This is a genomic window from Micromonospora arida (assembly GCF_042873195.1).
In the GTDB taxonomy this organism is placed as follows: Bacteria; Actinomycetota; Actinomycetes; order Mycobacteriales; family Micromonosporaceae; genus Micromonospora; species Micromonospora arida.
In genome coordinates this window covers 235,251-258,663 of sequence record NZ_JBIALC010000001.1, presented here as the reverse complement: position 1 = coordinate 258,663, position 23,413 = coordinate 235,251, and the positions used below count along the sequence as shown (strand labels likewise).

Genomic DNA, 23,413 nt, shown 5'->3' with positions numbered 1-23,413 from the left:
GCCGAAGCTGCGGTGGGGCGTGGGTGTGACGGGCAGGCTCAGGCGCGCAGCTCGGCCGCGAGGTCGCCGATCGACGCCATCGCGTACCGCTGCATTCCTGGACCGAAGGTGATGCGTGTGGCGCCCTGCCGGCCCAGCTCGGCCACGGACTCCCGGTCCGGTCCGGCGGCCATGTTGATCGGCCCGGAGATGCCCTCCCGTAGCTGCGGGAGCACCTGCGGCGGCGCCAGGATCGGGTAGACGCAGTCGGCGCCGGCAGCCACGTACAGGCGGGCGCGTTCCACCGCGTCGGCCGGGTCACCCGTTCCGACCAGGAAGGTGTCGACGCGGGCGTTGATGAAGAGAGCGTCGCCCGCCTCCGCGCGCACCTCGGCCAGCCAGTCGGCGTGCCGCCGGGGGTCCTTGAGGGTGGCGTCCCCCTCCGAGTCCTCCAGGTTGCAGCCAACGGCGCCGGCCTCCAACAGCCGTCCGACCAGCTCGCGGGGGGCCAGGCCGTAACCGCCCTCGACGTCGGCGGACACCGGAACGGACACGGCGCGGACGATGCGCGCGACCGCCGCGAACATCTCGTCCGGCGGGGTCGCGCCGTCCTCGTAACCGAGCGAGGCGGCGACACCCGCGCTCGGGGTCGCGAGCGCCGGGTAACCGGCGTCGGCCAGCACCCGGGCGCTGGCCGCGTCCCAGGGGCCCGGCAGAACGAGCGGGTCACCGGCGGCGCGGTCGTGGTGCAGGGCACGGAAGGTGGAGGCTGTCATCGTTGTGGTCTCCCGACGGGGCTGCGGAGGGCGGGGCTCAGGCGGTGTATCCGCCGTTGCAGTCAAGCACGGCGCCGGTGACGTACGAGGCTGCGGGGCTGGCCAGGACCCCGATGGCCGTGGCCGCGCCGAGACCGCGGGAGACGAAGGCGAGCTTGCCGGCGAGAGGCGGTGTCACGGGTTGGTCCCCCGGCGACCCGATCGTCCACCCTACGCTTGGTGGACCGCACGGTCAATAATTGCTACGCTGGTCACATGGCCAGGCCACGGCAGTTCGACGAGGAGCAGGTGATCCGCGCCGTCCGGGACCAGTTCTGGGACGCCGGCTACGCGGCGACCTCACTGGAGGACCTGGTGCGCGTCAGCGGGCTGGGCAAGGGCAGCCTCTACGGCGCCTTCGGCGACAAACACCGGCTGTTCCTGAAGGCGCTGCGGGAATACACCGACACCAGCGGCGGATATTTGCGCGAGATGCTCGCCTCCGCCCCCCGCGCCGTGGACGCGCTGCGCGCGTTCGTCATGGCGCCGGTGAACGACCCGGGTGGTGCCGCCGCCCGGCGCGGCTGCCTCATGGCCAACAGCACGTACGAGCTCGCCACCAGCGACCCCGACGTCCTCGCCGAGGCGCGGCGCACCTACGAGGCGACGACCGCCCTGGTCGCCGAGAGCGTCGGACGGGCCCAGGACGAGGGCGACCTGCCGCGCGACGTCAACCCGGTCGAGATGGCGCGCGCGCTGCTCGCCGCACAGCAGGGCCTGGTGTTCATGGGGCGCACGGGGCTGGACATCGACACCCTGACCGCCACCGCCCGCACTCTCGCCGTCAAGCTCCTACCGGACGCCTGACACCACCCGACCGGAAGCGCGGCTATTTGATCTTGCGGGTGGACCGGACCACGATGCTCTCGTACTCCGGGTGCTTGACCACCCAGTCGGCGATGAACGGGCAGATCGGCACGACGGTCCGGCCCTTGCTCCGCGCGTCGTCCAGCACGGCCCGCGCCAGCGTCGACCCGACGCCCTTGCCCTCGTACGCCGGATCGACCTCGGTGTGGGTGTAGGCGATGATCGAGCCGGTCAGCTGGTAGGTGACGAACCCGACGACCCCGCCCGCCTCGTCGCGCGCCTCGAAACGCTCCCGCGCCGGCGCGTCTGTCACGGTGAACTGCACCCGACCATCCAACCACCCGGCCCGGCGGCACTCGCTGCGAGGCCGGCAGGGGACGCGACCCCACGCGCATTGTCTCGGCCGAAACGGGAAACGAACCGCCGCCGGGCACACTGTGGGAGGAGACACGCCACCATGACGAACCCATCGACGGACGGCGGCTTCGCCGTCGTCGAGATGTTCACGTCCCAGGGCTGCAACAGCTGCCCTCCCGCGGAGGAGTTGCTGAGCGAGATCGAGCGCGACGCCCGGGACCGGGGCCAGAACGTCTTCGCCCTCGGGTTCCACGTCGACTACTGGGACGACCTGGGCTGGCCCGACCAGTTCGCGGACGCGGCCTACACCGCGCGTCAGGAGGCGTACGCCCGTGCGTTCGGTACCCGAGGTCTGTACACCCCGCAGATGGTCGTCAACGGCACCGTCGAGTTCGTCGGTTCCGATCGCCGCCGGGCGGCCGCCGCGATCATGTCCGCCGTGGCCTCGACCGCCGCCACACCACTGGCGCTCTCCATCGCCAACCTGGGCAATGACCGGGTGATGGTGGACTACCGGACCGAACGGCCGCCGGAGCGGGCGGTGTTGCAGATGGCGGTCGTGGAACGGAGCCTGACCAGCGAGATCGCCCGGGGGGAGAACGCCGGGCGGACGCTGCGGCAGGACAACGTCGTACGCGCCTTCCGGTCGGTGGGCCTGGACGCCGAGCGGGGGCAGGTGGAGCTGGCGACGCCACCTGGTCTCGATCCGCGGAGCGCCAGCGTGGTCGGCTATGTCCAGGAGAACGGCGAACGGGCGATCGTCGGCGCCACGGCCATCGCGCTGTCCACCGCGTAATCTCAGCTCATGCGGATGGCGCGGGGTGCGAGGGGGTTCGGTGGCTGACGCGGACGACGTACGCCGGGTGGCGCTGGCCCTGCCGCACACCGTGGAGAACCCCAGTGACGGCTTCGACTTCCGGGTGGCCGACAAGGGCTTCGTCTGGTCCTATCCGGAGCGGACACCGGGCAAGCCTCGGGTGATCCGGCTGGACGTCGCGGTGCTGTTCGTCGGCGACGAGGCCGAGAAGCAGGCTCTCCTGCTCGGGGAGCCCGAGGTCTTCTTCACCGCACCCGGTTACGACGGCCTGCCCCTGGTGTTGCTGCGTCTGGCGGCGGTCGACCTGGACCGGTTGACCGAGCTGGTGACCGACGCGTGGCGGATGCGCGTGCCGGACGCGCTGGTGAACGACGGTGCGGGCGCACCGCTGGACGACCGTGCGGGCGCCGGCAAATAGCGACATCAGCACGCAACGCGTTTGACACATTGACGGGGATCTCGGTGCTCGATTACCGTGGCCGAGAGAGCGCTCTCTCACCTGACCTTCCCCACAATTCAGACGCAAAGCGCTGGACCCGGCAAGGGCCGCACCCGGCGCGCGCGATGGAGGCACGATGAAACCTCCCGTCCCCCACCGCCGATGGGCCCTGGCCGCCGCCACCGCGCTGGCCCTGGTCGTCGGCGGCCTCGCCATCCCCGTCACCCGCGCGGCCGAGGCCGCACCCGTCGGTGCCGGCAGCTACACCACGACCCCGGTCGGTCCGCTCCCCAGCGGCTGCGGCGCGATGTCCAGCAACCCCCGGCAGTTCGCCACCGCCAACGCGCCCGCAGGGCCGATCCCCACCAACGACTGGTGGTCCTCGCTGTTGTGGAAGCGCACCGACTGCTCGTTCAGTGAGCCGCTGCACGCCCACCCGATCTCGTACGACACCTTCGGCGACGGGCTCGGCTTCTCCGCCAACTCCACGCCCGCCATCAGCGGCACCGCCACCGGTGTCGGTGAGTTCCACTACCCGTACGTGCAGGACATCCGGGTCGGTGTGGCCGGGCTCGCCGCACCCCTGGTGAAGGTCGACGGCTGGACGGACTGGACGGTCAGCCCGCACTGGAGCGACGGCACGCGCACCATGCGCGCGACCATCGGCCACGGTCTGCCCTTCGCGTACTTCCAGACCACCGGCGGGAACGCGCAGATCAGCACCGCCGGCAACCCCGACGTCTGGTCCAACAGCGGCGCCACCATCGGCTTCCGGGTCAACGGCCACGACTACGTCGGGTTCGCGCCCAGCGGCGCCAGCTGGACCGTGGCGTCCGGCCGGATCTCGTCCACCCTGGCCGGCCGCGGCTACTTCTCGGTCGCTCTCCTGCCGCCGACGTCGAGCACCGCCGAGCGCGCCAGCCTGGCCGCGACCTACGGCCAGTACGCGCACGCCCACGTGACCGGCACCCAGGTCTCGTACGCGTACAACCCGGCGACGAGCGGCCTGACCACCACGTACGCGTTCACCACGACCGCCCGGGAGGGCACCGCCACGCAGACCGTGGTCAGTCTCTACCCGCACCAGTGGAAGTCGCTGAGCGGTTCCACAGCGATCACGCCGACCTACCCGTCGGCGCGCGGCCGGATGAAGGTGCTCACCGGCGTCAACCAGTTCCGCACCGCCATGAAGTTCCAGGGCATCCTGCCGGAGCTGCCGGCCGTCGGCGACGGCAGCGGTGGTGACCTGTCGACGCTCACCGGGCACCTGGCCGCCACCCGCGCCAACCCGATGGACCAACGCGGCAACGACACCTACTGGACCGGCAAGGGGCTCGGCCGGGCCGCTCGGATCGCCGAGATCGCCGACCAGGTCAACGACACCACGACGCGTGACAGCGCGCTGAACGCGATCCGCAGCACGCTCACCGACTGGTTCACCGCGTCCAGCGGCAAGACCGACCGGGTCTTCTACTACGACAACAACTGGGGCACCCTGATCGGCTACCCGGCGTCGTACGGGTCCGACCAGGAGCTCAACGACCACCACTTCCACTACGGCTACTACATCGCCGCCGCCGCGACCCTGGCGAAGTTCGACCCGGCCTGGGCGGCCACCAGCCGCTACGGCGGCATGGTGGACCTGCTGATCCGCGACGCCAACAACTACCGCCGCGGCGACACCCAGTTTCCGTACCTGCGCGACTTCGACATCTACGCCGGGCACGACTGGGCGTCCGGGCACGGCTCCTTCGGCTCCGGCAACAACCAGGAGTCCTCGTCGGAGGGGATGAACTTCGCGAGCGCCCTCATCCAGTGGGGGCAGACGACGGGTAACACCGCCATCCGCGACGCCGGCGTCTTCCTCTACACCACCCAGGCCGCTGCCATCCAGGAGTACTGGTTCGACGTCAGCGACCAGAACTTCCCCGCCGCCTTCGGGCACTCGACGGTCGGCATGGTCTGGGGTGACGGCGGCGCGTACGCCACCTGGTTCAGCGCCGAGCCGGAGATGATCCAGGGCATCAATCTGCTGCCGGTCACCGGCGGTCACCTCTACCTGGGCAACAACCCGGCGTACGTGCGGACCAACTACGCCGAGCTCGTCCGCAACAACGGCGGACAACCGACGGTGTGGCAGGACATCCTCTGGCAGTTCCAGGCCCTCGGCGACCCCGACGCGGCGCTGGCGAACCTCCGCGCGAACCCGGGCTACACCCCGGAGGAGGGCGAGAGCCGGGCGCACACGTTCCACTGGATCCGTAACCTCGCCGCCCTCGGCAATGTCGACACGACGGTGACCGGCAACCACCCGCTGTCCGCGGTCTTCTCCCGCAACGGGGCCCGCACCTATGTGGCGTCGAACCCGACGGCGACGCCGATCACTGTGACGTTCTCCAACGGCACCACGCTCGCCGTGGGAGCCGGCAAGACGGCCACCACCGGGGCGTACACCTGGAGTGGTGGCAACGCGGCCGGTGGTGTCCCGCCGACGACGCCGACCGATCCCCCGCCGACGACCACCCCGCCGCCGACCCAGGGCAACCCGACGCGGTACCTGCTGCCCGGAGGTGGGTTGGGCGCCGCCGGCAGCGCGGCCACGACGACGGTCGCGGCGGCAAACGGAAACCACGACGGTACGCCCACCAACGCCCAGGTCTTCACGGCGACCGGCCTCAACCTCGCCTACGCCGGCGGGCAGACGGCGTTCGACCTGTTCGTGGACGCCGGGACGGCGGTCGGTAACGGCGTGCAGGTGCGGATCTCCTACGACCTCACCGGCAACGGCAGTTGGGAACGGGTGGAGACGCTGCGCTACTTCGCCACCGACCCGGTCACCGGCTACGAGCACTACACGCAGAACGCCGGCCTGTCCTCGGCCACCGGCACGTTGGGCGCGCTGAGCAACGGCACGGTCCGAGTGGAGGTCTGGTCGGCGATCGGCAACAACCCGACAACGGTGGGCATCGGCAACCAGTCGGTGCTGCGGCTTCCGTACTCCTGATCGACAGGTTCGAACGCGACACGACGTCGGCCGGTGTGGAGGACCAGGATCGGTCCCCCACACCGGCCGACGTCGTGCGGTCAGTCAGTCGTTCTCAGGAGGCGGTGCAGGTGGGCGTGATGCCGGCCCCACTGCCCGTGCCCTGGAAACCGAACTCGGTGACCTGGCCCGCGCCGAGGCGGCCGTTGTAGTCCACGTTGGCGAACCGCACCGTGCCGGTCGAGCCACTGGCCGTCGCGCTCCAGGTGTTGGTGACACTCGCACCACTGGCAAGGGTGACACCGACGTTCCACCCGCTCGTGCCGGCAGAACCGGCGGTCACCTTCACGGTGGCCACGAACCCGCCGTTCCACGAGTTCAGTGACACCGACGCCGAGCAACCACCCGTCCCCGGCGGCGGAGTGGTGGGCGGCGGGTCCGTCGGCGGGGGCGTCGTCGGCGGCGGGTCCGTGGGCGGCGGCGTGGTGGGGATGCCGGGGCCGGCGTTGAGGGCGTTCAGAACGTTGGTGTACGCGGCCTTCTTGTTGCCGTTGCAGTCGAACAGCAGCGCGTTGTCCGAGCCACGCCACGAGTCACAGTCCCGCACACCCCACACCGTGATGCCGGTGCAGCGCGAGACGTTCATGCAGGCGCGGGTGACGGCGCCGTAGATGTTGGCCTGGTTGCCGCCGGTCATCACGTCCAGCTCGGTGATCTGCACGTCCACACCGAGATCGGCGAACCGCTGCAGGTTGGCCTGGTAGTCACCGGCCAGCGAGGTGCCCAGGTGCGACTGGAAACCCACGCAGTCGATCGGCACGCCACGGGACTTGAAGTCCCGCACCATGTTGTAGATCCCCGTCGACTTCGCGTTGACCCCGTCGGTGTTGTAGTCGTTGTAACACAACTTCGCACCCGGATCCGCAGCCCGCGCCGCCCGGAACGCCGCCTCGATCCAGTCGTTACCGGTGCGCTGCAGGTTCGAGTCCCGCCGCCCACCCGAACCACCATCAGCGAACGCCTCGTTCACCACGTCCCAGGCATAGATCTTCCCGCGGAAGTGCGTCGCGACCTGCGTGACATGGTTGATCATCGCGCTGCGCAACGCGCTGCCCGACATCCCCTGCGCCCAACCCGGCTCCTGCTGGTGCCACAGCAACGCGTGACCGCGCACGCTCATGCCGTTGGCCTGCGCGTGACTGACCAGACGGTCACCACCGGTGTAACTGAACCGACCCTGCTGCGGCTCGGTGGCGTCCCACTTCATCTCGTTCTCGGCCACGACACTGTTGAACTCACGGTTCAGGATGGTCGTGTAGACGCTGGTGGAGAGCTTGTTCGTCGCGACGGCCGCGCCGAAGTAACGGCCCTTCTCGGCCGCCGACGCCCGGAGGGTCGTGCCGGCGCTGGCCGTGGAGGTCAGCGTCATCGTCATGCCTGCGGCGAGGGCGCCGGTAACGGCGATGGTCACCGCCGCTCGCAGGGCTCTTCTGTGATTCATGCGGATTCCTTCTCTGTGGTGGTGCAGCGATGGAGACGCACGCCCGAATCTGCTCCTGCGACATGGGAGACGTCAGCAACGGTCGCCGTCGCGGCAGCGGTGCGGGGAGTCCTGACCCGACGTCCGGCATGCCCTGGGCGGACGTCGGGGGTCGAGGTGCCACAGCAGTTTCGCCCGGTGAACCACAGGTGCGGCTGCCCTCAACCATCGACTGTGAGCGATAACATGCTGTTCGTCAAGTCGTAACCAACCGCCCCGGTAAACCTGTCGTTTCCTCGCAGTGGTGGGGAGCGTCGCCGTGCCGCCGGAGCCGCGAAGAGCACGGCCCCGGCGGCAACGGTCACTGGAACGAGGCGTCGTCGACCAGGAGGCTGTCGGTGCCCTCGGCCGTCTCGACGTAGAACGCGGCGCTGGTCAGGGTGCCGCTCCACGACACTGTCGTGGTGCCGGTGAGCAGGGTCCAGCCGTTGACGTTCACCCCCACCGCCGGGGTCAGCTGGAGGTAGTTCGTCGTGCCGTTCGCGGTCAGCGACAACGTCGCCTTCGCCGACGGGGTGCCGCTCTGTGCTCGTACCCAGACGTTCGTGGTGTAGCTCCTGCCGTTGGTGAGCTTGGCGGTCACGTCCTGACTGGGGCCGTTCCAGGCACCGGTCCGGCCGGTGATCGACAGCGATCCGCTGCCGCCGTGCGCGACGGTGGTGTTCCTGGCGAGGGTGCCGCTGCCGTGCACACCCCAGCCCGTCGTGCCGTTCTCCACGTCGCCGTTGGTGAGCAGGTTGGTGACGCTGCCGCCGGTGCCGCTGAACTGCCACCAGTTGATGTTGAACAGGTTGCCGCTGCCGCCGGCGAAGCGCAGGTAGAGATCATGGGTGCCGGTCGCCCCGCTGACCGCGCAGGTGGTGGTGCTCCAGGTCTGCCAGCCGCCGGTGCCGCCCACTGTGCAGGTGCCCACTGTCGGGCCGTTGGCGCTGTCGAGGCGTACCTCGATCCGGCCGCCGCTGGTGGCCGACGCGACCCGGGCGCTGAACGATGTCGCACCCGCGCCGAAGGCGACGCCCTTGACCTTGACGTAGTCGCCGTTCTCGATCCAACCGACGTTCATCCCGCCCTCGCTGGACGCCTCGGTCTCGATCCCCGAGCCCCAGGCGATCGTCTCCGCCTCCTGACGCACGTACGGGTTCAGCGTGCCCACCTGGGGGGCACCGGTGTTCGTCATCGTGATCGTCGGGAACAGGCCGTTGCTGGTGTAACTGAACTTCTCCACCGCGACCGAACGGGTGTAACCACCGCCACCGGGCAACGCCCCGTTGTGATAGAAGAAATACGAACCGCCCTGGAAATCGATCACACCCGCGTGATTGGTGAAGCTGGCGCCCTGCCGCGGCATGATCGTTCCCCGATATGTCCACGGCCCCGTCGGCCCGGTCGCCGTGGAGTACGCGATGAACTCGGAGCAGCACTCCGCCGCAAACACGTTGTAATACAAACCGTTGCGCTTGAACACCCACGGGCCCTCCTCATACAGGGTCGGCCGACTCGCATTACCGTTACGGGTACCGAACCCCGCCGTCGTGAGTGGAATGCGCGTCGCGCTGCCGGAGAACGAAATCATGTCCGGGTTCAACTTCACGTACCACAGACCCGGGTTACCCCAGTACAGGTACGCCTGTCCGTCATCGTCGATGAACGCGTGCGGGTCGATTTCGTTGTTGCCGACCAGTGGTCGACCGAGCGCGTCGCGGAACGGCCCGGTCGGGCTGTCGGCCACCCCGACGCCGATGACCATCTGTCCGTTGGAGCGCTGACGCACCGGCACATACCAGTAGAACTTTCCGTTACGCGGAACGACCTGCCCGGCCCACGCGTTGGCGTCCGCCCACGCGAACGTCGCCAGATTCATCGGCGAGCCGTGATCGGTCCAGTTCACCATGTCGGCGGATGAGTACACCCGCCACTCACGCATGGTGAAATAGGTGGACCCGTCCTCGTCATGTCCGGTGTAGAGGTAGACCCGGCCGTTGTGCACCATCGGCGCGGGGTCGGCGGTGTAGATGTTCTGGACGATGGGGTTGTCGGCCTTGGCCGTACCCGGGATCAGTGCGAGGACACAGGCCATGCCTGCCAGCCAGGCGATGGCGCGCCTGGCCCGGCGGGTGGCCCGAGTTGTGGTTCGATCCTTCACTTTCACGATTACTCCCACAGAGAGTGCGCGTGCGGATGTCTGACTGGGCGAGCCGCCACTGTCCCGCGGCCGCTCGAACGGGCTTTGCCGTTCAGGCAGCGGGCAGCACGATCGCCGACCGTGTTAGCGCTAACAGCTAAAAGCGAATGCCCCTCCCCCTTCTGACGTGGATTTTTGTGAGGCGCGGGATGACCGTCGTAACCACATCGCAGCATTGAGGTATCGACGTTGACATCGAAGATTTACGATGCACGGTACTGAGCGACCGGACGGGCGTCAACGGACGGGAAGCCCGCCGTCGACTGTCACGCACGGTAACGCTCCGATGAGCGTGAGCCCCGCGGACGTCCGTCTCGGACACAGCCGCCACTGGACCCGGTGGCCTCGGGCCAGGTCGTCGCGCGGATGGGTCGGCGAGGTGCCCCGGGGGTTGCGGGCATGTTAACGACGAACTATGTTAGCGATCACATCGATGTGCCGCGATAAGCGCAGGGGTGGGCACCCGGCGTCCACGGCGCCCCACGTCCCACCCACCCCACCCCACCGCACCCGGCGTCGGCCCTTTGCCGCCGACGACCCACCGCCATCGATGGCGGGCCCGACGTACCCGGCCACCTGGAGGTTCCCCATGCCACCCCTGCCCCTCAGCCGCCGCCACCTGCTTCAGGCCGCCGGAGCCACCGTGGTGGTCTCCGCGAGCGGGGTCGCCGTCTCCCCCGGGAGCGCGTCCGCGGCCGTCGTGCCCCCGGCCCGGTCCGACATCGGCGTCTCGGCGTACGCGTTCGACCCGGGTCAGGTACGACTCAGCTCCGGCCGTTGGATGGACAACCAGACCCGGACGCTCAACTACCTGCGGTTCGTCGACGTCGACCGGATGCTCTACAACTTCCGCGCCAACCACCGGCTGTCCACGAACGGCGTCGCCACCAACGGGGGCTGGGACGCGCCGAACTTCCCGTTCCGGACCCACATGCAGGGCCACTTCCTGAGCGCGTGGGCGTACGCGTACGCGGTGCTGGGTGACACGACCTGCCGGGACAAGGCCAACTACATGGTCGCCGAGTTGGCCAAGTGCCAGGCCAACAACTCCGCCGCCGGGTTCGGCGCGGGTTACCTCTCCGGCTTCCCGGAGTCCGACTTCACCGCGCTCGAGGCACGGACGCTTTCCAACGGCAACGTGCCCTACTACTGCATCCACAAGACCCTCGCCGGTCTGCTCGACGTCTGGCGTTACATCGGCAACACCCAGGCCCGTACGGTGCTGCTGTCCCTCGCCGGCTGGGTCGACACCCGGACCAGCCGGCTGAGCTCCAGCCAGATGCAGTCGATGCTGGGCACCGAATTCGGGGGCATGAACGACGTGCTCGCCGACATCTACCAGCAGACCGGCGACAGCCGTTGGCTCGCCACCGCGCAGCGGTTCGACCACAACTCCGTGTTCAACCCCCTGGCCTCCGGCCAGGACCAGCTCAACGGGCTGCACGCCAACACGCAGGTGCCCAAGTGGATCGGCGCCGCCCGGGAGTACAAGGCCACCGGGACCACCCGCTACCGGGACATCGCCAGCAACGCGTGGCGAATCACCGTCGGCGCGCACACGTATGCCATCGGCGGCAACAGCCAGGCGGAGCACTTCCGGTCGCCCAACGCGATCGCCGGCTACCTCAGCAACGACACCTGCGAGCAGTGCAACACGTTCAACATGCTCAAGCTGACACGGGAGCTGTGGCTGCTCGACCCGAACCGGGCGGACTACTTCGACTTCTACGAGCGCGCGCTGATCAACCATCTGATCGGCGGGCAGAACCCGGCCGACAGCCACGGCCACATCACCTACTTCACCCCGCTGCGGCCGGGCGGACGTCGCGGTGTGGGCCCGGCGTGGGGTGGCGGCACCTGGAGCACCGACTACAACTCGTTCTGGTGCTGCCAGGGCACCGGCCTGGAGATCAACACGAGGTTGATGGACTCCATCTACTTCTACAACGGCACCACACTGAGCGTGAACCTGTTCACGCCGTCGGTGCTGAACTGGACGCAGCGCGGCATCACGGTCACCCAGACCACCAGCTTCCCGGTCAGTGACACCACCACGCTGACCCTGTCCGGCTCGATGAACGGGTCGTGGAGCATCCGGGTGCGGATCCCGTCCTGGACCAGCGGCGCGACGATCGCCGTCAACGGCACGGTGGAGAACGTCACCACCACACCGGGCAGCTACGCCACGGTCACGCGCACCTGGGCCACGGGCGACACCGTCACCGTGCGGCTGCCGATGCAGGTCGCCGTCAAGGCCGCCAACGACAACGCCAACGTCGGCGCGGTCACGTACGGCCCCGCGGTGCTGGCCGGCAACTACGGCAACACGGCCCTGAGCACCCTGCCCACCCTCACCGTCTCCTCGATCACCCGGACCAGCACCAGCTCGCTCGCGTTCACCGCCAGCGCCAACGGGTCCACGGTGAACCTCGCCCCCTTCTACGACGCCCACGGCTACAACTACACGGTCTACTGGAACACCAGCGGCAGCGGCGGCCCCACCGGCAGCTACCGCCTGGTCAACGTCGGCACCGGGCTGGTCCTCGGTATCCAGAACATGTCCACCGCCGACGGTGGTCTGGCCGTGCAGTGGGGCGACAGCGGCACCGCGGACCACAACTGGGTGGTCATCACCGACGGCAACGCGGTCCGGTTCCGCAACGTCAACAGCGGCAAGGTCCTGGGCGTGGAGAACATGTCCACCGCCGACAACGCCCGGGTCCTGCAGTGGGCCGACAACGGCACCGCCGATCACCGGTGGATCCTCGTGGACAACGGCGACGGCACTTACAAGATCCGCAACGTCAACAGCAACAAGCTGCTCGGGATCCTGAACGCGTCGACCGCCTGGGGAGCGCAGGCCGTGCAGGATCCGGACAACGGCAGCGCGGACAACCGGTGGAGGCTGGTCCGCAACGCCTGACCTCCGCCCCGCTCGACGGGCTCACCGGCGCGGTCACCCGAAGGCCGCGCCGGTGACGCCGAGCGGGCACCCGCCAGCGGTCGTACAGTGGGGACGTTCCTGGCCCCAGTGAACGTGGCGGACGTGTCGGCTCGTGCCGCTTCCGCCCGGAAGGAGCACAGTGAACCGCCCCCTCCGCACCACGCTCGGCGGCGCGTTGACCGCCGCCATGCTGGTCACCGTCGCCGTCGCACCGGCGCAGGCGCACCCCGCCGGGCGGCCGCCGGCCGTCCTCGCCCTACCCGACGGGTTCCAGCCCGAGGGCATTGCCACCGCCGGCCGGTACGCCTACCTCGGCTCGCGCGCTACCGGTGCCATCCAGCGCGTCGACCTGGTCACCGGCCGGGGCACGACGATCGGCGCGGCCACCGGCACGCCGTCGCTCGGCCTCAAGGTCGACCCACGTGGCCGGCTCTTCGTCTCCGGTGGCACGGCTGGCGACGCTCGCGTGCTCGACACCCGCACCGGCGAGGTGCTGGCCCGCTACCAGTTCGCCACCGCCCCGACGTTCGTCAACGACGTCGTGCTGACCCGCGATGCGGCGTACTTCACCGACTCGAACCGGCCGGTGCTCTACCGGCTGCCGCTCGGTCGCCGTGGGGCGCTGCCGCCCGCCGACGCCTTCACCACGATCACCCTGACCGGCGCGTACGAGCAGGTGGGCACCGGGGTGAACCTCAACGGCATCGCCCCCACACCGGACGGCCGGGCGCTGATCGTCGTCCAGTCCACCACCGGCACCCTGTACCGGGTCGACCCGGCGACCGGGGCGAGCACCGTCGTCGACGTGCCGGGCCACACCTTCACCAACGGCGATGGACTGTTACTGCTCGGCCGCACCCTCTACGTCGTGCAGAACCGCCTCAACCAGATCGCGGTGGTCCGGCTGAACCACGCCGGCACCGCCGGAGCGCTCACCGGCACCATCACCGATCCGAACTTCGACGTACCCACCACCGTGGCCAAGGCGCTGGGCCGGCTCTACCTGCCCAACGCCCGGTTCACCACACCGCCGACCCCCACCACGCCCTACACGGTCGTCGCGGTCCGCGCCCACTGAGCGACCCGAGGGGGTACGCGCCGCGCGTGCCCCCTCGGCCCACCGCTCGGGATCCGGATCGCCGATTCGGCCGCCAGTAGGATCACTGGCCCCGGCGACGACTGTCGCCTCGTGCACCCCGGAGTCCGTGTGGCCGCCCGCCCGTACCGGTTCCTGCGCCGGACCCTGGCCGTGGGCTGCCTACTCGCCGCCGCCGCACTCCCGGCCAACCGGCCGGCCGCATGGCCGGCCGGGCGCACCGACGCCGCGCAGCCCACGGTCCTACGGATGCTCCAGCTGAACCTCTGCAACAGTGGCCGGGCCGGCTGCTACACCGGCCGGGCGATGGCCAGAGCCGCCGAGGTGATCAGCACCGAGGCACCCGACCTGGTCACCCTCAACGAGATCTGCGCGGGCGACCTGTCCGCCCTGCACGGCGTCTTCCAAAGCGTCCACCCGGGGCGGAGGGTCGTGGCCGCGTTCCAAGCCGCCGGCGATCGCCCGAGCGGCGACGACACCCGATGTCGCGACGGCCAACGGTTCGGCATCGGGCTGCTGACCCACGTGCGGACGCCGGGGACCCCGAGCACCGTGTACGCCGGAACCCACCCGACGCAGGACCTCGCGGACCCCGAGGAACGGGCCTGGCTCTGCGTCGACGTCGACGGCGCCCTGCTCGCCTGCACCACGCACCTGTCGGCCACCGGCTACCGCGTCGCGCTCACCCAGTGCGATCACCTGCTCGACACCATCCTGCCGACGATCGGCCGCAACACCGGGTACGAGCCCACCGTGCTGGGTGGCGACCTCAACCTGCGCGCCGGCCACGACCCCGACGTGCGGTCCTGCACCCCGCCGGGCCATCAGCGGGTCGACGACGGCCGACTGCAACACGTCACGGCGACCACCGACATCACGCTCTGCTGTCGCAGCCTGGTGCCCATGCACGGGACGACCGATCACCCCGGGCTGCTGGTCACCCTCGCGATCGACCGCAGCCGACCCGGCCGGAGGCCGGCCTGATCCGCCTCCCCAGCGGGCGCGGATGGCGCGGGGCGCACGACGTCAGCGCGGCGGCGTGTCCCGGCGGGACGGGAACGGAGTACCGGGCTGGCCGAGGGTGGAGCGGGCGCGCAACCCGACCGGGTCGGGAGCGGCGGTGGGCGTCGAGGGCGCCGGTTCCGCGAGTCGCCGTCCGTCCAGGTACGCGGCGGCGGCCCGGTCGTCGTCGGTCGGAGCCGCGAGCAACGCGTAGAGCAGACCGACCACCCCGAAGAGCACCGCCAGCACGATCGGCACCAGCAGGGTGCTCACCCCGGCGCCGGTCACCTCACCGGCCTGCTCGTGGCGGTGCACCGACAGTGCACTCATGCCGGTGAAGTGCATCCCGTTGACGGCGATCCCCATGACCAGCGCGGAGGCGAAGATCGCCAACCCCCGCCGGACGGTCATCGCGAGCCACAGCGCGACGGTGGACGCCACCACGGCGATGACCACCGAGAGCACGACCCGGACGGTGTCGTAGCCGAGGCTGCCGTTGAGACGCATGGCGGCCATCCCGGTGTAGTGCATGGAGGCCACCCCGACGCCGGTGAAGATGCCGCCGGCGACCAGTCGTACCGGATTCAGGCGGCCGGTGCCCACGATGGCCAGGCCGATACCGACCGCCACCACGGCGATGGCCGTGCTGGCCGCGGTCAGCGGCACGTCGTAACGGATCCGGGTGTTCTCGACGGCGAAGCCCAGCATGGCCATGAAGTGCATCGCCCAGATGGCGGTGCCGCCCAGCGCCCAGGCCGACAGCAGACCCCACCACGCCCGCTGTCCGTTCGTCCGGGCGGTGCGGATGCGCCCGGCGCAGACCAGACCGAGGATCGAGCCGAGCACGGACAGCGCGTAGCTCAGCGCGGGCGTGATCCACCCGTACTCAAAGTGATTGATCTCCGCCACGGCGGCTTTCTCCCCATTCGTTACCCACGCGTCAACAAGACGCCTCGGCAATGATCAGTGGTGCTGTGATCAGGCGCAACAGTGCCCTCCGGGCTATCCGAGGGGTGCCGACGCGGTGACCGTCCGCTGCGTCGATTCAGCGACGATAATGACTGAGCGTGGTCGTCAGGCCGACGTGTGGTACGCGAGAACGCCTCGATTGACGGCCGCTATAGCCTGTCGAGCCGTCGACCGCAGCTCCGTTGTGGCACCGCCAGAGTCGGCAATCTGACCGAGCAGGTCGACGACCTGTCGGGCCCACCGGACGAAGTCACCGGCGGGCATCTCACCATCGATCTCGTGACCGCTGCCGAGCACCTTGGCCAGCGCCTCGCCCCGGGCCCACCGGTAGACGGGCCAGGCGAAACCGAGATCCGGCTCCCGGGTCGCCGTCAGCCCTCGCGCCGCCTCGTCGGCCTCGATCTCCCCCCACAGCTTCAGGGTCTCGTCCACCGCGTCGGCCACCGGCCCGCGCGGCAGCGACGCCCGCTCGTCGACATCGCGGCGCGCCTCGAACACCACCACGGACACCGCAGCGGCCAGCTCGGCCGGGGACAACCCGTTCCACACCCCCCGGCGCAGGCACTCGGCGACCAGCAGGTCCGCCTCGGTCCAGATCCGGCCCAGCATCCGACCGGCGTCGGTGACCGCGCCGTCGCGGGCGAGGTAGCCACGCTCGGTCAGCAGCGCCACGATCCGGTCGAACGTTCGAGCGAGGGACCCCGTACGACCACTGACACGCTCGCGCAGCTCCTCGGTGTCGCGCTCCAGCCGTCGACGCCGCTCCGCCCAGCGGGCGTGCTCCTCCCGCTCGGGGCAGGCGTGGCAGGGGTGGTGACGCAGCTCGGTCCGGAGCTGGGTGATCTGGTGGTCCTCGCCGGTCACCTGCCGGGAACGGCCGCCGCGTCGGCCACCGTGCCGATCCAGACCGGTGCCGCTGACCTCGGCGGCGAGATCCCGCCGGGCGCCCGGGGACCGGTGGTTGAAGTGCTTGGGCACCCGGATCCGGGCCAACACCTCGGCCGGAGTGGTGAAGTCGCCGGGGCTGACCCGCCCGGCCCAACGGTCCTGGGTGAGCACCAGCGGCCGGGGCTCACCGAACCCACCGGTCGCCGGGTCCAGCACCACGGCCAGCCCGGCCCGCCGGCCGGACGGCACCCGGATCACGTCGCCGACGCGCAGCCGCTCCAACGAGGCCACCGCCGCGGCCTTGCGCTGGGTCTGCCCCTGGCGGGCGATCGCCTTCTCCCGGTCGGCGATCGCCACCCGCAGCGCGAAGTACTCGTCGAAGTCGCCGTGGTGGCAGGCGGCCTCCGCGCCGTACGCGTCGATGGTCTCGGTGTTGCGCTGCACCTGCCGGGCCAGGCCGACCACCGACCGGTCGGCCTGGAACTGGGCGAACGAGGACTCCAGCAGGGCACGGGCCGGCTCCGCGCCGACAGTGCCGACCAGGTTCACCGCCATGTTGTACGACGGCCGGAAGCTGGAGCGCAGCGGATAGGTGCGGGTGGACGCGAGCCCGGCCACGTGCCGTGGGTCGGTCTCCGGGGACCACACCACGACGGCGTGCCCCTCCACGTCGATGCCTCGGCGGCCGGCGCGGCCGGTGAGCTGGGTGTACTCCCCCGGGGTCAGGTCGACGTGCGCCTCGCCGTTGTATTTGACCAGCCGTTCCAGCACCACGCAGCGGGCCGGCATGTTGATGCCCAACGCCAGCGTCTCGGTGGCGAAGACCGCCTTGACCAGGCCGCGGACGAACAGCTCCTCGACGATCTCCTTGAACACCGGCAGCATGCCGGCGTGGTGGGCGGCCAGGCCCCGCTCCAGGCCGTCCAGCCACTCCCAGTAGCCCAGGACCGACAGGTCCTCGCCGGGAATGGCGGTGACCCGCGACTCGACGACCCGGCGGATCTCGGCCCGCTCCTCCGCCGAGGTGAGCCGCAGCCCGGCGGCGAGACACTGCTGCACCGCGGCGGCGCAACCGGCCCGGCTGAAGATGAACAGGATCGCCGGTAGCAGACCCTCCCGGTCCAGTCGGTCCACGATGTCCGGGCGCAACGGGCCACGCCAGCGCGGGCCACGCCGACCGGCACCGGGCCCGGCGCTGCGCCCCTCACCCAACTCCAACCGCCGCACGGTCTCCCGGGTGTAGCGCAGCAGCTCCGGGTGCACGTCGTGCTTGCGGGCGGCGTCGGCGTCGTGGAACAGGTCGAACATCCGCTTGCCGACCAGCATGTGCTGCCACAACGGCACCGGCCGGTGCTCGCTGACCACCACGGCGGTCTCGCCGCGCACGGTGACCAGCCAGTCGGCGAACTCCTCGGCGTTGGAGACGGTCGCCGACAACGAGACCAGGGTGACGGAGGCGGGCAGGTGAATGATCACCTCTTCCCAGACCCCACCGCGGAACCGGTCGGCCAGGTAGTGCACCTCGTCCATCACCACGTACGCGAGGCCCTGGAGGGTGCTGGAGCCCGCGTAGAGCATGTTGCGCAGCACCTCGGTGGTCATCACCACCACCGGCGCGTCGCCGTTGATCGCGTTGTCGCCGGTCAGCAGGCCGACCTGCTCGGCGCCGTACCGGGCGACCAGGTCGTGGTACTTCTGGTTGGACAACGCCTTGATCGGCGTGGTGTAGAAGCACTTGCGCCGGGCCGGTGGGGTGGTCGCGTCGGCGGCGGGCACCGGGTCGTCGGGCCGCCCACGCAACGCCAGGTGGACGGCGAACTCCCCAACCACCGTCTTACCGGCGCCGGTGGGAGCGCAGACCAGCACACCGCTGCCCCGCTCCAGCGACTGACACGCCTCCCGCTGGAAGTCGTCGAGGTCGAACCCCAGATCGAGGGCGAACTCGTCCAGCGCCGGAAACTGTGCGGCTTCTGCGGCCTTGCGGCGCGCCGCTGCGTACCGCTCGGCGGGGCTCGACATGGCACCAAGATTAGTGCGTGCCGAGTCATGTCACCCCACAAGGCCGTCCGGAGGCACGCTCGGGGGCGGTCGGTAGGGTGCACGGCGTGCCGGACCATGCCGAACCGCCCCAGACCAGTCCGCCGGGCACCGCCGAGCGCCGGGCGTCCCGACGCCCTGTCAAGGCGGTGCTCTTCGACTTCCACGGCACCCTGGCCCAGGTGGAGGACCCCCAGCGGTGGGTGTTGGAGGCCGCGGCGGCGTGCGGCGTCACCCTGGACCGCGTCCGCGCCACCTCGCTGGCCGACCGACTGCTGACCGCCGGCCGTGCCGGCGGGCCACTGCCGGCACGGGTGCCGCCCCGACTCGCCGAACTGTGGGCCGACCGGGACCTCTACCAACACGCTCACCGGGGCGCGTACACCGGGCTGGCCGAGACCGTCGACGCCGGCATCGACGGCTTCGCCGACGCGCTCTACGAGCGGCTGCTGACCACCGAGGGCTGGCTGCCGTACGCCGACACCACCCCCACGCTGACCGCGCTGCGCGATGCCGGGGTGCCGGTGGCGGTGGTCAGCAACATCGGCTTCGACCTGCGGCCACACTTCGACGCCTGGGGGCTGACCGACCTGGTCGGCGCGTTCGTGCTCTCCTACGAGGTGGGGCGCTGCAAACCCGACCCGGCGATCTTCTGGCGTGCCTGCGGCATGCTGGGCGTCGACCCGGAGCAGACCCTGATGGTCGGTGACACCCCGGCGGACGCGGGCGCGGTGGCCGCCGGCTGCTCGGCGCTGGTGCTCCCGGCGGCCGAGCCGGGCCGGGAGAACGGGCTGGGCGCGGTGCTCGACCTCGCCCTACCCCCCGGTTGACCGACGATTCGCCGGTAGCACCACGTTGGCGCACACTTACCGCCGTGTCGGCACGGTGGACACCGCCGCAGGTTGGCCAGGGCGGACGGCCTACCGTCGTGCGCGTGACCGAGATCCTGCTGCCCACGACGGCACCGGCAGAAACGCCACCAGCCCGGGGCGGCGTCGTCGCGGTGGGGCTGGTGCTCGGCGGGGCCCTGTCGGTGCAGTTCGGCGCCGCCGTGGCCGCGTTGCTCTTCCCGCGTACCGGGGTGGCCGGCGCGGTGACCCTGCGGCTGACCATCGCGGCGGTGCTGCTGCTCGTCGTGTGCCGGCCCCGACTGCGCGGACACGACCGGTCGGCCTGGCTCGCGGCCGGCGCGTTCGGGCTGGCGCTGGCCGGCATGAACTCGCTGTTCTACCAGGCCATCGAACGCATCCCGCTGGGCCCGGCGGTGACGCTCGAGGTGCTCGGCCCCCTCGCGCTGTCGGTGTTCTCCGCCCGCCGACTGGCCAGCTGGGGCTGGGCGGGTCTCGCGCTGGCCGGGGTGGCACTGCTCGGGCAGGGCGGCTTCGACCGGCTGAACCCGGTCGGGGTGGCCTTCGCGTTCGGCGCGGGCGCCATGTGGGCCGCGTACATCGTGCTGAGCGCCCGGGTCGGCGGCCGCTTTCCCGGCGCGGACGGGCTGGCCCTGGCGCTGACCGTCGCCGCGCTGGTCACCCTGCCGCTGGGCATCGTCGACGGCGGCGCGGCGCTGCTCGACCCGCCGGTGCTTGCCCTCGGCGCAGCCCTCGCCGTGCTCGCCTCCGGGCTGCCCTACACCCTGGAGCTGATGGCGCTGCGGCGGATGCCCACCGCCACCTTCGCGGTGCTGATGAGCCTCGGCCCGGCCGTCGCCACCCTCGCCGGCTGGCTGGTGCTGCGGCAGGAGTTGACAGTGCTGGAGTGCACCGCCATCGTGCTGGTGATCGCCGCGAGCATCGGCGCGGTACGGGTCAACGCAGCAGCCGCACGGCGCCTGGAACCGCGCTGATCGTCACCGGCAGCTTCAGGGAGCGTTCCCCGTCGGCGTACGACGTGATGCCCTCGGCCGCCAACTCCACCGTGCGGGCCCGGAAGCTGCGCACCAACGGGTGGCTGACGTGGGTGCCCTGGTAGATGCGCGGCTTCACCCGGATCAGGGTCCGCCGGTCGACCCGACCCGCCACCACCACGTCGAGCAGCCCGTCGGTCGGGTCCGCGTCGGGGCAGATCCGCATCCCACCGCCGTACGTGGGGCAGTTGCCCACCGCCACGAGCACCGCGTCCAGGTCGTGGGGAACCCCGTCGAGGCGCAGCGTGTAGCGGCGCGGGCGCAGCCGGGCCAGCTCGACCAGGATCGCCAGGTCGTATCGGCGCGGGCCGCGGGGCCAGCGCATCCGGTTGGCCCGCTCGTTGACGATCGCGTCGAACCCGGCCGCGAGGACCGCCCCGTACCAGCGCTCGACGCCGCCGACCCCGACCATCCGGGCCAGGTCGACCGGTTGACTGCGGCCGTCGCGCACCGCCTCGGCGATCACCGCCGCCGCAGCGAGCGGGTCGGCCGGAAAGCCGGTGTCCAGGGCGAAGTCGTTGCCGGTGCCGGCCGGGATCGGGCCGAACGGCACGGCGGTCCCGGCGACCGCCTGCAACGCCCGGTGCACGGTGCCGTCCCCACCGACCGCCACCAACGCGCCGGCGCCCTCGGCGACGGCGCTCCGGCACGCCGCCTCCGCCTCGGCGGGGCTGGACGCCGGCAGCAACCGGATCGGCCGCCCGGCGGCCGCCAAGCCGTCCAGCAGCCGGGGCAGCAACGCGCGGTGCCGTCCACGACCGGCGGTCGGGTTGGCGAGCACGGCGACCGGGCCGGGCAGGTGATCGTCTGCGGTCACGGGCAGCACCGTACCGGGCGGACACCCGCCGTTCACCAGGGGCAGGTGCCGTCACCATCAGTTCCGCCGCCGACGCGCGAGGTGACGCGACGACGCCGCCCCCGGTAAACGGGGACGGCGTCGGTGGACCGGTCGGCGCGAGGCCGTCAGGTCATGTCGTCGTAGCGGCGTTCGATCGGCGCCGGTGGGGCGACCGGTTCGGGTACGCCGATCGGCGCTGTCGAGTCGACCCGCTGCCCGGCCACGACCGGGTCCGCGTCGAACTCCAACGGCGACACCTCGTCGTCGTCGATGCCGGCGTAGATCTCCTTGCCGCGCCCACGCCGCTTGTCGTTGAGGAAGGCGATGCCCACCGCACCGAAGTAGAGCGCGGAGAGGCAGATCGCCAGGGCCGTCATCCCGAACGGGTCCGGTGTCGGGGTGACCACGGCGGAGAACGCGAAGAACACGAAGATCGCCACGCGCCACCAGCTGAGCAACCGCTTCGCGCTGGCGATGCCCACGAAGTTGAGCATCAGCACGACGAGCGGGAACTCGAACGCCACCCCGAACAACAGGATCAGGTTGGTGACGAAGGAGATGTACTTGGTGATCTCCAGTGTCGTGCTGATCTCGCTGTCGGAGATGCTGAGCAGGAACTCCAGGCCCTTGGCCGTGACGAAGTACGCCAGCACCGCACCGGCCGCGAACAGTGGCGCGGCGAGGGCGGTGAAGAAGTACGCGTAACGCCGCTCGTGCCGGTGCAGGCCCGGCGCGATGAACGCCCAGAGCTGGTAGAGCCAGACCGGCGCGGCCACGATCAACCCGACCCAGAGCGCGACCTTCAGTTGGAGCAGGAACAGGTCGGCCGGCCCGAGCTGAACGAACTCGCACTTGCCGTTGACGACTCTGGCCTGCGAAAGGTCGCAGTAGGGCTGCTGGAGCAGGTGCAGCACCGGATCCGCCAGCCAGACACCGAGGCCGAACCCGATCAGGATCGCCACGGACGCGCGGAAGAGACGATTGCGCAGCTCACGGACGTGCTCGATGAGCGTCATCGAGCCGTCGGCGGCCCGTTCGAACGTGCTCGGGCCGCGTTTACGCAGTGCGAAGGCCACGGGAGTGGGGCCCTTCGGTCAGTTGTCGCGGACGCGGTGCACCGGGTCGACGACCGGCTGCTGCGGCGGCGCCTGCTGGTACGGGGCCTGCTGCGGCTGGCCAGCGTACGGCGCCTGCTGCCCGGCGTGCGGCGGCAGCGGCTGGTAGCCGGCCTGCGCGTCGGCCTTCTCGGCGAGGTCGCGGTCGTCGTCCTGCAGGCTCTTGGTCTCGGCCTTGATGATCCGCAGCGATCGACCCAGCGAACGGGCCGCGTCGGGGAGCCGCTTCGCACCGAAGAGCAGGATCAGCACAACCACGAGAACAGCGATGTGCCACGGCTTGAGGGCACCCATGAGAAGCTCCAGTCGCTCTGTGTCCGGGGGGTGGTACGCAGCCCATCGTACGTGCGGATCGGCTGCCCGCCACCCACCGGGTGGTGGTGGTCTGGGCAGGAGGGTGAAGTCTTGACCAACCCGCGATGATCCGTCAACCATCGCCAGGTGCGTACCCGATCAGCCGCGCTTGGCCTTGATCACCGCGAGTCGCTGGGATGTGGTGTCGAGCCGACGTTGGACTTCCTCGGCACGCCGTTGCAGCGCCTCGGCGGTGTCCCGCAGCGCCTCGGCCTCGGCGGCCCGCCGCTGCAACGCCACGGCGGCGCGGCGCAGTCGGGGCAGCCTGGCCAGCACCGGGCGCACGGCCAACGCGAGCACCACGAGGGGTAGCAGCACCACAGCGAGCACGATCCAGATCAGCACGGC

Annotated in this window: 20 protein-coding genes; 9 read left to right on the top strand and 11 right to left on the bottom strand. The window is 70.7% G+C overall.

Going from position 1 to position 23,413, the window contains the following annotated elements; all coding sequences use genetic code 11:
- Window positions 1-38: 38 nt before the first annotated feature.
- Together ACFYP0_RS01300 and ACFYP0_RS01295 are read right to left on the bottom strand one after the other, a co-directional pair.
- Complete coding sequence (locus tag ACFYP0_RS01300) at window positions 39-755, bottom strand: isocitrate lyase/PEP mutase family protein (protein ID WP_356976532.1); 717 nt, start codon at window positions 753-755, stop codon at window positions 39-41.
- Between the two features lie 37 nt (window positions 756-792).
- Window positions 793-933, bottom strand: coding sequence for a hypothetical protein (locus ACFYP0_RS01295; protein ID WP_208741255.1), 141 nt, complete (start codon window positions 931-933; stop codon window positions 793-795).
- A 77-nt stretch (window positions 934-1,010) separates the two neighbouring features.
- Here ACFYP0_RS01295 and ACFYP0_RS01290 point away from each other — a divergent pair, with 77 nt between their 5' ends.
- Window positions 1,011-1,601: a TetR/AcrR family transcriptional regulator gene (locus ACFYP0_RS01290; protein WP_124858854.1), complete on the top strand. Its 591-nt coding sequence runs from the start codon at window positions 1,011-1,013 to the stop codon at window positions 1,599-1,601.
- A gap of 22 nt (window positions 1,602-1,623) precedes the next feature.
- On the opposite strand, the gene ACFYP0_RS01285 is transcribed toward ACFYP0_RS01290, so the two are convergent.
- Entirely contained in the window at window positions 1,624-1,926 is a 303-nt protein-coding gene (locus ACFYP0_RS01285; protein WP_124858853.1) for a GNAT family N-acetyltransferase, read from the bottom strand.
- 132 nt (window positions 1,927-2,058) lie between these two features.
- Between ACFYP0_RS01285 and ACFYP0_RS01280 the strand changes: the two genes are divergently transcribed.
- The 3 genes from ACFYP0_RS01280 (at window position 2,059) to ACFYP0_RS01270 (ending at window position 6,218) form a co-directional block, all read left to right on the top strand.
- On the top strand, window positions 2,059-2,754 hold the full coding sequence (locus ACFYP0_RS01280) for a DUF1223 domain-containing protein (RefSeq protein WP_124858852.1): 696 nt from the start codon (window positions 2,059-2,061) through the stop codon (window positions 2,752-2,754).
- Window positions 2,755-2,794: 40 nt separating this feature from the next.
- A complete protein-coding gene (locus ACFYP0_RS01275; protein ID WP_208741253.1) occupies window positions 2,795-3,193 on the top strand; it encodes an MmcQ/YjbR family DNA-binding protein in 399 nt (132 codons plus the stop codon).
- A gap of 157 nt (window positions 3,194-3,350) precedes the next feature.
- Window positions 3,351-6,218, top strand: coding sequence for a glycosyl hydrolase (locus tag ACFYP0_RS01270; protein ID WP_386993905.1), 2,868 nt, complete (start codon window positions 3,351-3,353; stop codon window positions 6,216-6,218).
- Window positions 6,219-6,312: 94 nt separating this feature from the next.
- Here the strand turns inward: ACFYP0_RS01270 and ACFYP0_RS01265 are convergent, their stop codons facing one another.
- On the bottom strand, window positions 6,313-7,698 hold the full coding sequence (locus ACFYP0_RS01265; RefSeq protein WP_386993903.1) for an endo-1,4-beta-xylanase: 1,386 nt from the start codon (window positions 7,696-7,698) through the stop codon (window positions 6,313-6,315).
- 340 nt (window positions 7,699-8,038) lie between these two features.
- Window positions 8,039-9,886 (bottom strand): family 43 glycosylhydrolase, encoded by a 1,848-nt coding sequence (locus ACFYP0_RS01260; RefSeq protein WP_386993900.1) that lies wholly within the window; start codon window positions 9,884-9,886, stop codon window positions 8,039-8,041.
- A 622-nt stretch (window positions 9,887-10,508) separates the two neighbouring features.
- On the opposite strand from ACFYP0_RS01260, the gene ACFYP0_RS01255 reads away from it, so the two are divergent.
- The 3 genes from ACFYP0_RS01255 to ACFYP0_RS01245 all read left to right on the top strand — a co-directional run bounded on the left by ACFYP0_RS01255 (window position 10,509) and on the right by ACFYP0_RS01245 (window position 14,943).
- Window positions 10,509-12,842, top strand: coding sequence for a beta-L-arabinofuranosidase domain-containing protein (locus tag ACFYP0_RS01255; RefSeq protein WP_386993899.1), 2,334 nt, complete (start codon window positions 10,509-10,511; stop codon window positions 12,840-12,842).
- 160 nt (window positions 12,843-13,002) lie between these two features.
- Window positions 13,003-13,941 (top strand): SMP-30/gluconolactonase/LRE family protein, encoded by a 939-nt coding sequence (locus ACFYP0_RS01250; protein ID WP_386993897.1) that lies wholly within the window; start codon window positions 13,003-13,005, stop codon window positions 13,939-13,941.
- 129 nt (window positions 13,942-14,070) lie between these two features.
- Entirely contained in the window at window positions 14,071-14,943 is an 873-nt protein-coding gene (locus ACFYP0_RS01245; RefSeq protein WP_386993895.1) for an endonuclease/exonuclease/phosphatase family protein, read from the top strand.
- A 42-nt stretch (window positions 14,944-14,985) separates the two neighbouring features.
- On the opposite strand, the gene ACFYP0_RS01240 is transcribed toward ACFYP0_RS01245, so the two are convergent.
- Entirely contained in the window at window positions 14,986-15,870 is an 885-nt protein-coding gene (locus ACFYP0_RS01240; protein ID WP_386993893.1) for an MHYT domain-containing protein, read from the bottom strand.
- Window positions 15,871-16,035: 165 nt separating this feature from the next.
- Window positions 16,036-18,837, bottom strand: coding sequence for a DEAD/DEAH box helicase (locus ACFYP0_RS01235; RefSeq protein ID WP_355583861.1), 2,802 nt, complete (start codon window positions 18,835-18,837; stop codon window positions 16,036-16,038).
- Window positions 18,838-18,923: 86 nt separating this feature from the next.
- Between ACFYP0_RS01235 and ACFYP0_RS01230 the strand changes: the two genes are divergently transcribed.
- Together ACFYP0_RS01230 and ACFYP0_RS01225 are read left to right on the top strand one after the other, a co-directional pair.
- Window positions 18,924-19,685, top strand: a complete 762-nt coding sequence (locus ACFYP0_RS01230; RefSeq protein WP_386993891.1) for an HAD family hydrolase — start codon at window positions 18,924-18,926, stop codon at window positions 19,683-19,685.
- A 113-nt stretch (window positions 19,686-19,798) separates the two neighbouring features.
- Window positions 19,799-20,698, top strand: a complete 900-nt coding sequence (locus tag ACFYP0_RS01225; RefSeq protein ID WP_386994829.1) for an EamA family transporter — start codon at window positions 19,799-19,801, stop codon at window positions 20,696-20,698.
- Here ACFYP0_RS01225 and ACFYP0_RS01220 read toward each other — a convergent pair.
- The 4 genes from ACFYP0_RS01220 to ACFYP0_RS01205 all read right to left on the bottom strand — a co-directional run bounded on the left by ACFYP0_RS01220 (window position 20,661) and on the right by ACFYP0_RS01205 (window position 23,410).
- The gene (locus tag ACFYP0_RS01220; RefSeq protein WP_386993889.1) at window positions 20,661-21,584 is read right to left on the bottom strand and encodes a diacylglycerol kinase family protein; all 924 of its coding nucleotides are present in this window, start codon (window positions 21,582-21,584) and stop codon (window positions 20,661-20,663) included. The genes ACFYP0_RS01225 and ACFYP0_RS01220 overlap by 38 nt on opposite strands.
- A 137-nt stretch (window positions 21,585-21,721) precedes the next feature.
- Window positions 21,722-22,672, bottom strand: coding sequence for a twin-arginine translocase subunit TatC (gene tatC / locus ACFYP0_RS01215; RefSeq protein WP_386993887.1), 951 nt, complete (start codon window positions 22,670-22,672; stop codon window positions 21,722-21,724).
- Between the two features lie 18 nt (window positions 22,673-22,690).
- Window positions 22,691-23,005, bottom strand: a complete 315-nt coding sequence (gene tatA, locus ACFYP0_RS01210; protein ID WP_124855346.1) for a Sec-independent protein translocase subunit TatA — start codon at window positions 23,003-23,005, stop codon at window positions 22,691-22,693.
- 159 nt (window positions 23,006-23,164) lie between these two features.
- A complete protein-coding gene (locus ACFYP0_RS01205; RefSeq protein WP_124855343.1) occupies window positions 23,165-23,410 on the bottom strand; it encodes a hypothetical protein in 246 nt (81 codons plus the stop codon).
- Window positions 23,411-23,413: the final 3 nt, after the last annotated feature.

What these genes read in the sequence shown, in the direction of transcription:
- ACFYP0_RS01300 (WP_356976532.1), bottom strand. Translation starts at nt 755, where the DNA reads ATGACAGCCTCCACCTTCCGTGCCCTGCACCACGACCGCGCCGCCGGT.
- ACFYP0_RS01290 (WP_124858854.1), top strand. Translation starts at nt 1,011, where the DNA reads ATGGCCAGGCCACGGCAGTTCGACGAGGAGCAGGTGATCCGCGCCGTC.
- ACFYP0_RS01280 (WP_124858852.1), top strand. Translation starts at nt 2,059, where the DNA reads ATGACGAACCCATCGACGGACGGCGGCTTCGCCGTCGTCGAGATGTTC.
- ACFYP0_RS01270 (WP_386993905.1), top strand. Translation starts at nt 3,351, where the DNA reads ATGAAACCTCCCGTCCCCCACCGCCGATGGGCCCTGGCCGCCGCCACC.
- ACFYP0_RS01265 (WP_386993903.1), bottom strand. Translation starts at nt 7,698, where the DNA reads ATGAATCACAGAAGAGCCCTGCGAGCGGCGGTGACCATCGCCGTTACC.
- ACFYP0_RS01255 (WP_386993899.1), top strand. Translation starts at nt 10,509, where the DNA reads ATGCCACCCCTGCCCCTCAGCCGCCGCCACCTGCTTCAGGCCGCCGGA.
- ACFYP0_RS01235 (WP_355583861.1), bottom strand. Translation starts at nt 18,837, where the DNA reads ATGTCGAGCCCCGCCGAGCGGTACGCAGCGGCGCGCCGCAAGGCCGCA.
- tatA (WP_124855346.1), bottom strand. Translation starts at nt 23,005, where the DNA reads ATGGGTGCCCTCAAGCCGTGGCACATCGCTGTTCTCGTGGTTGTGCTG.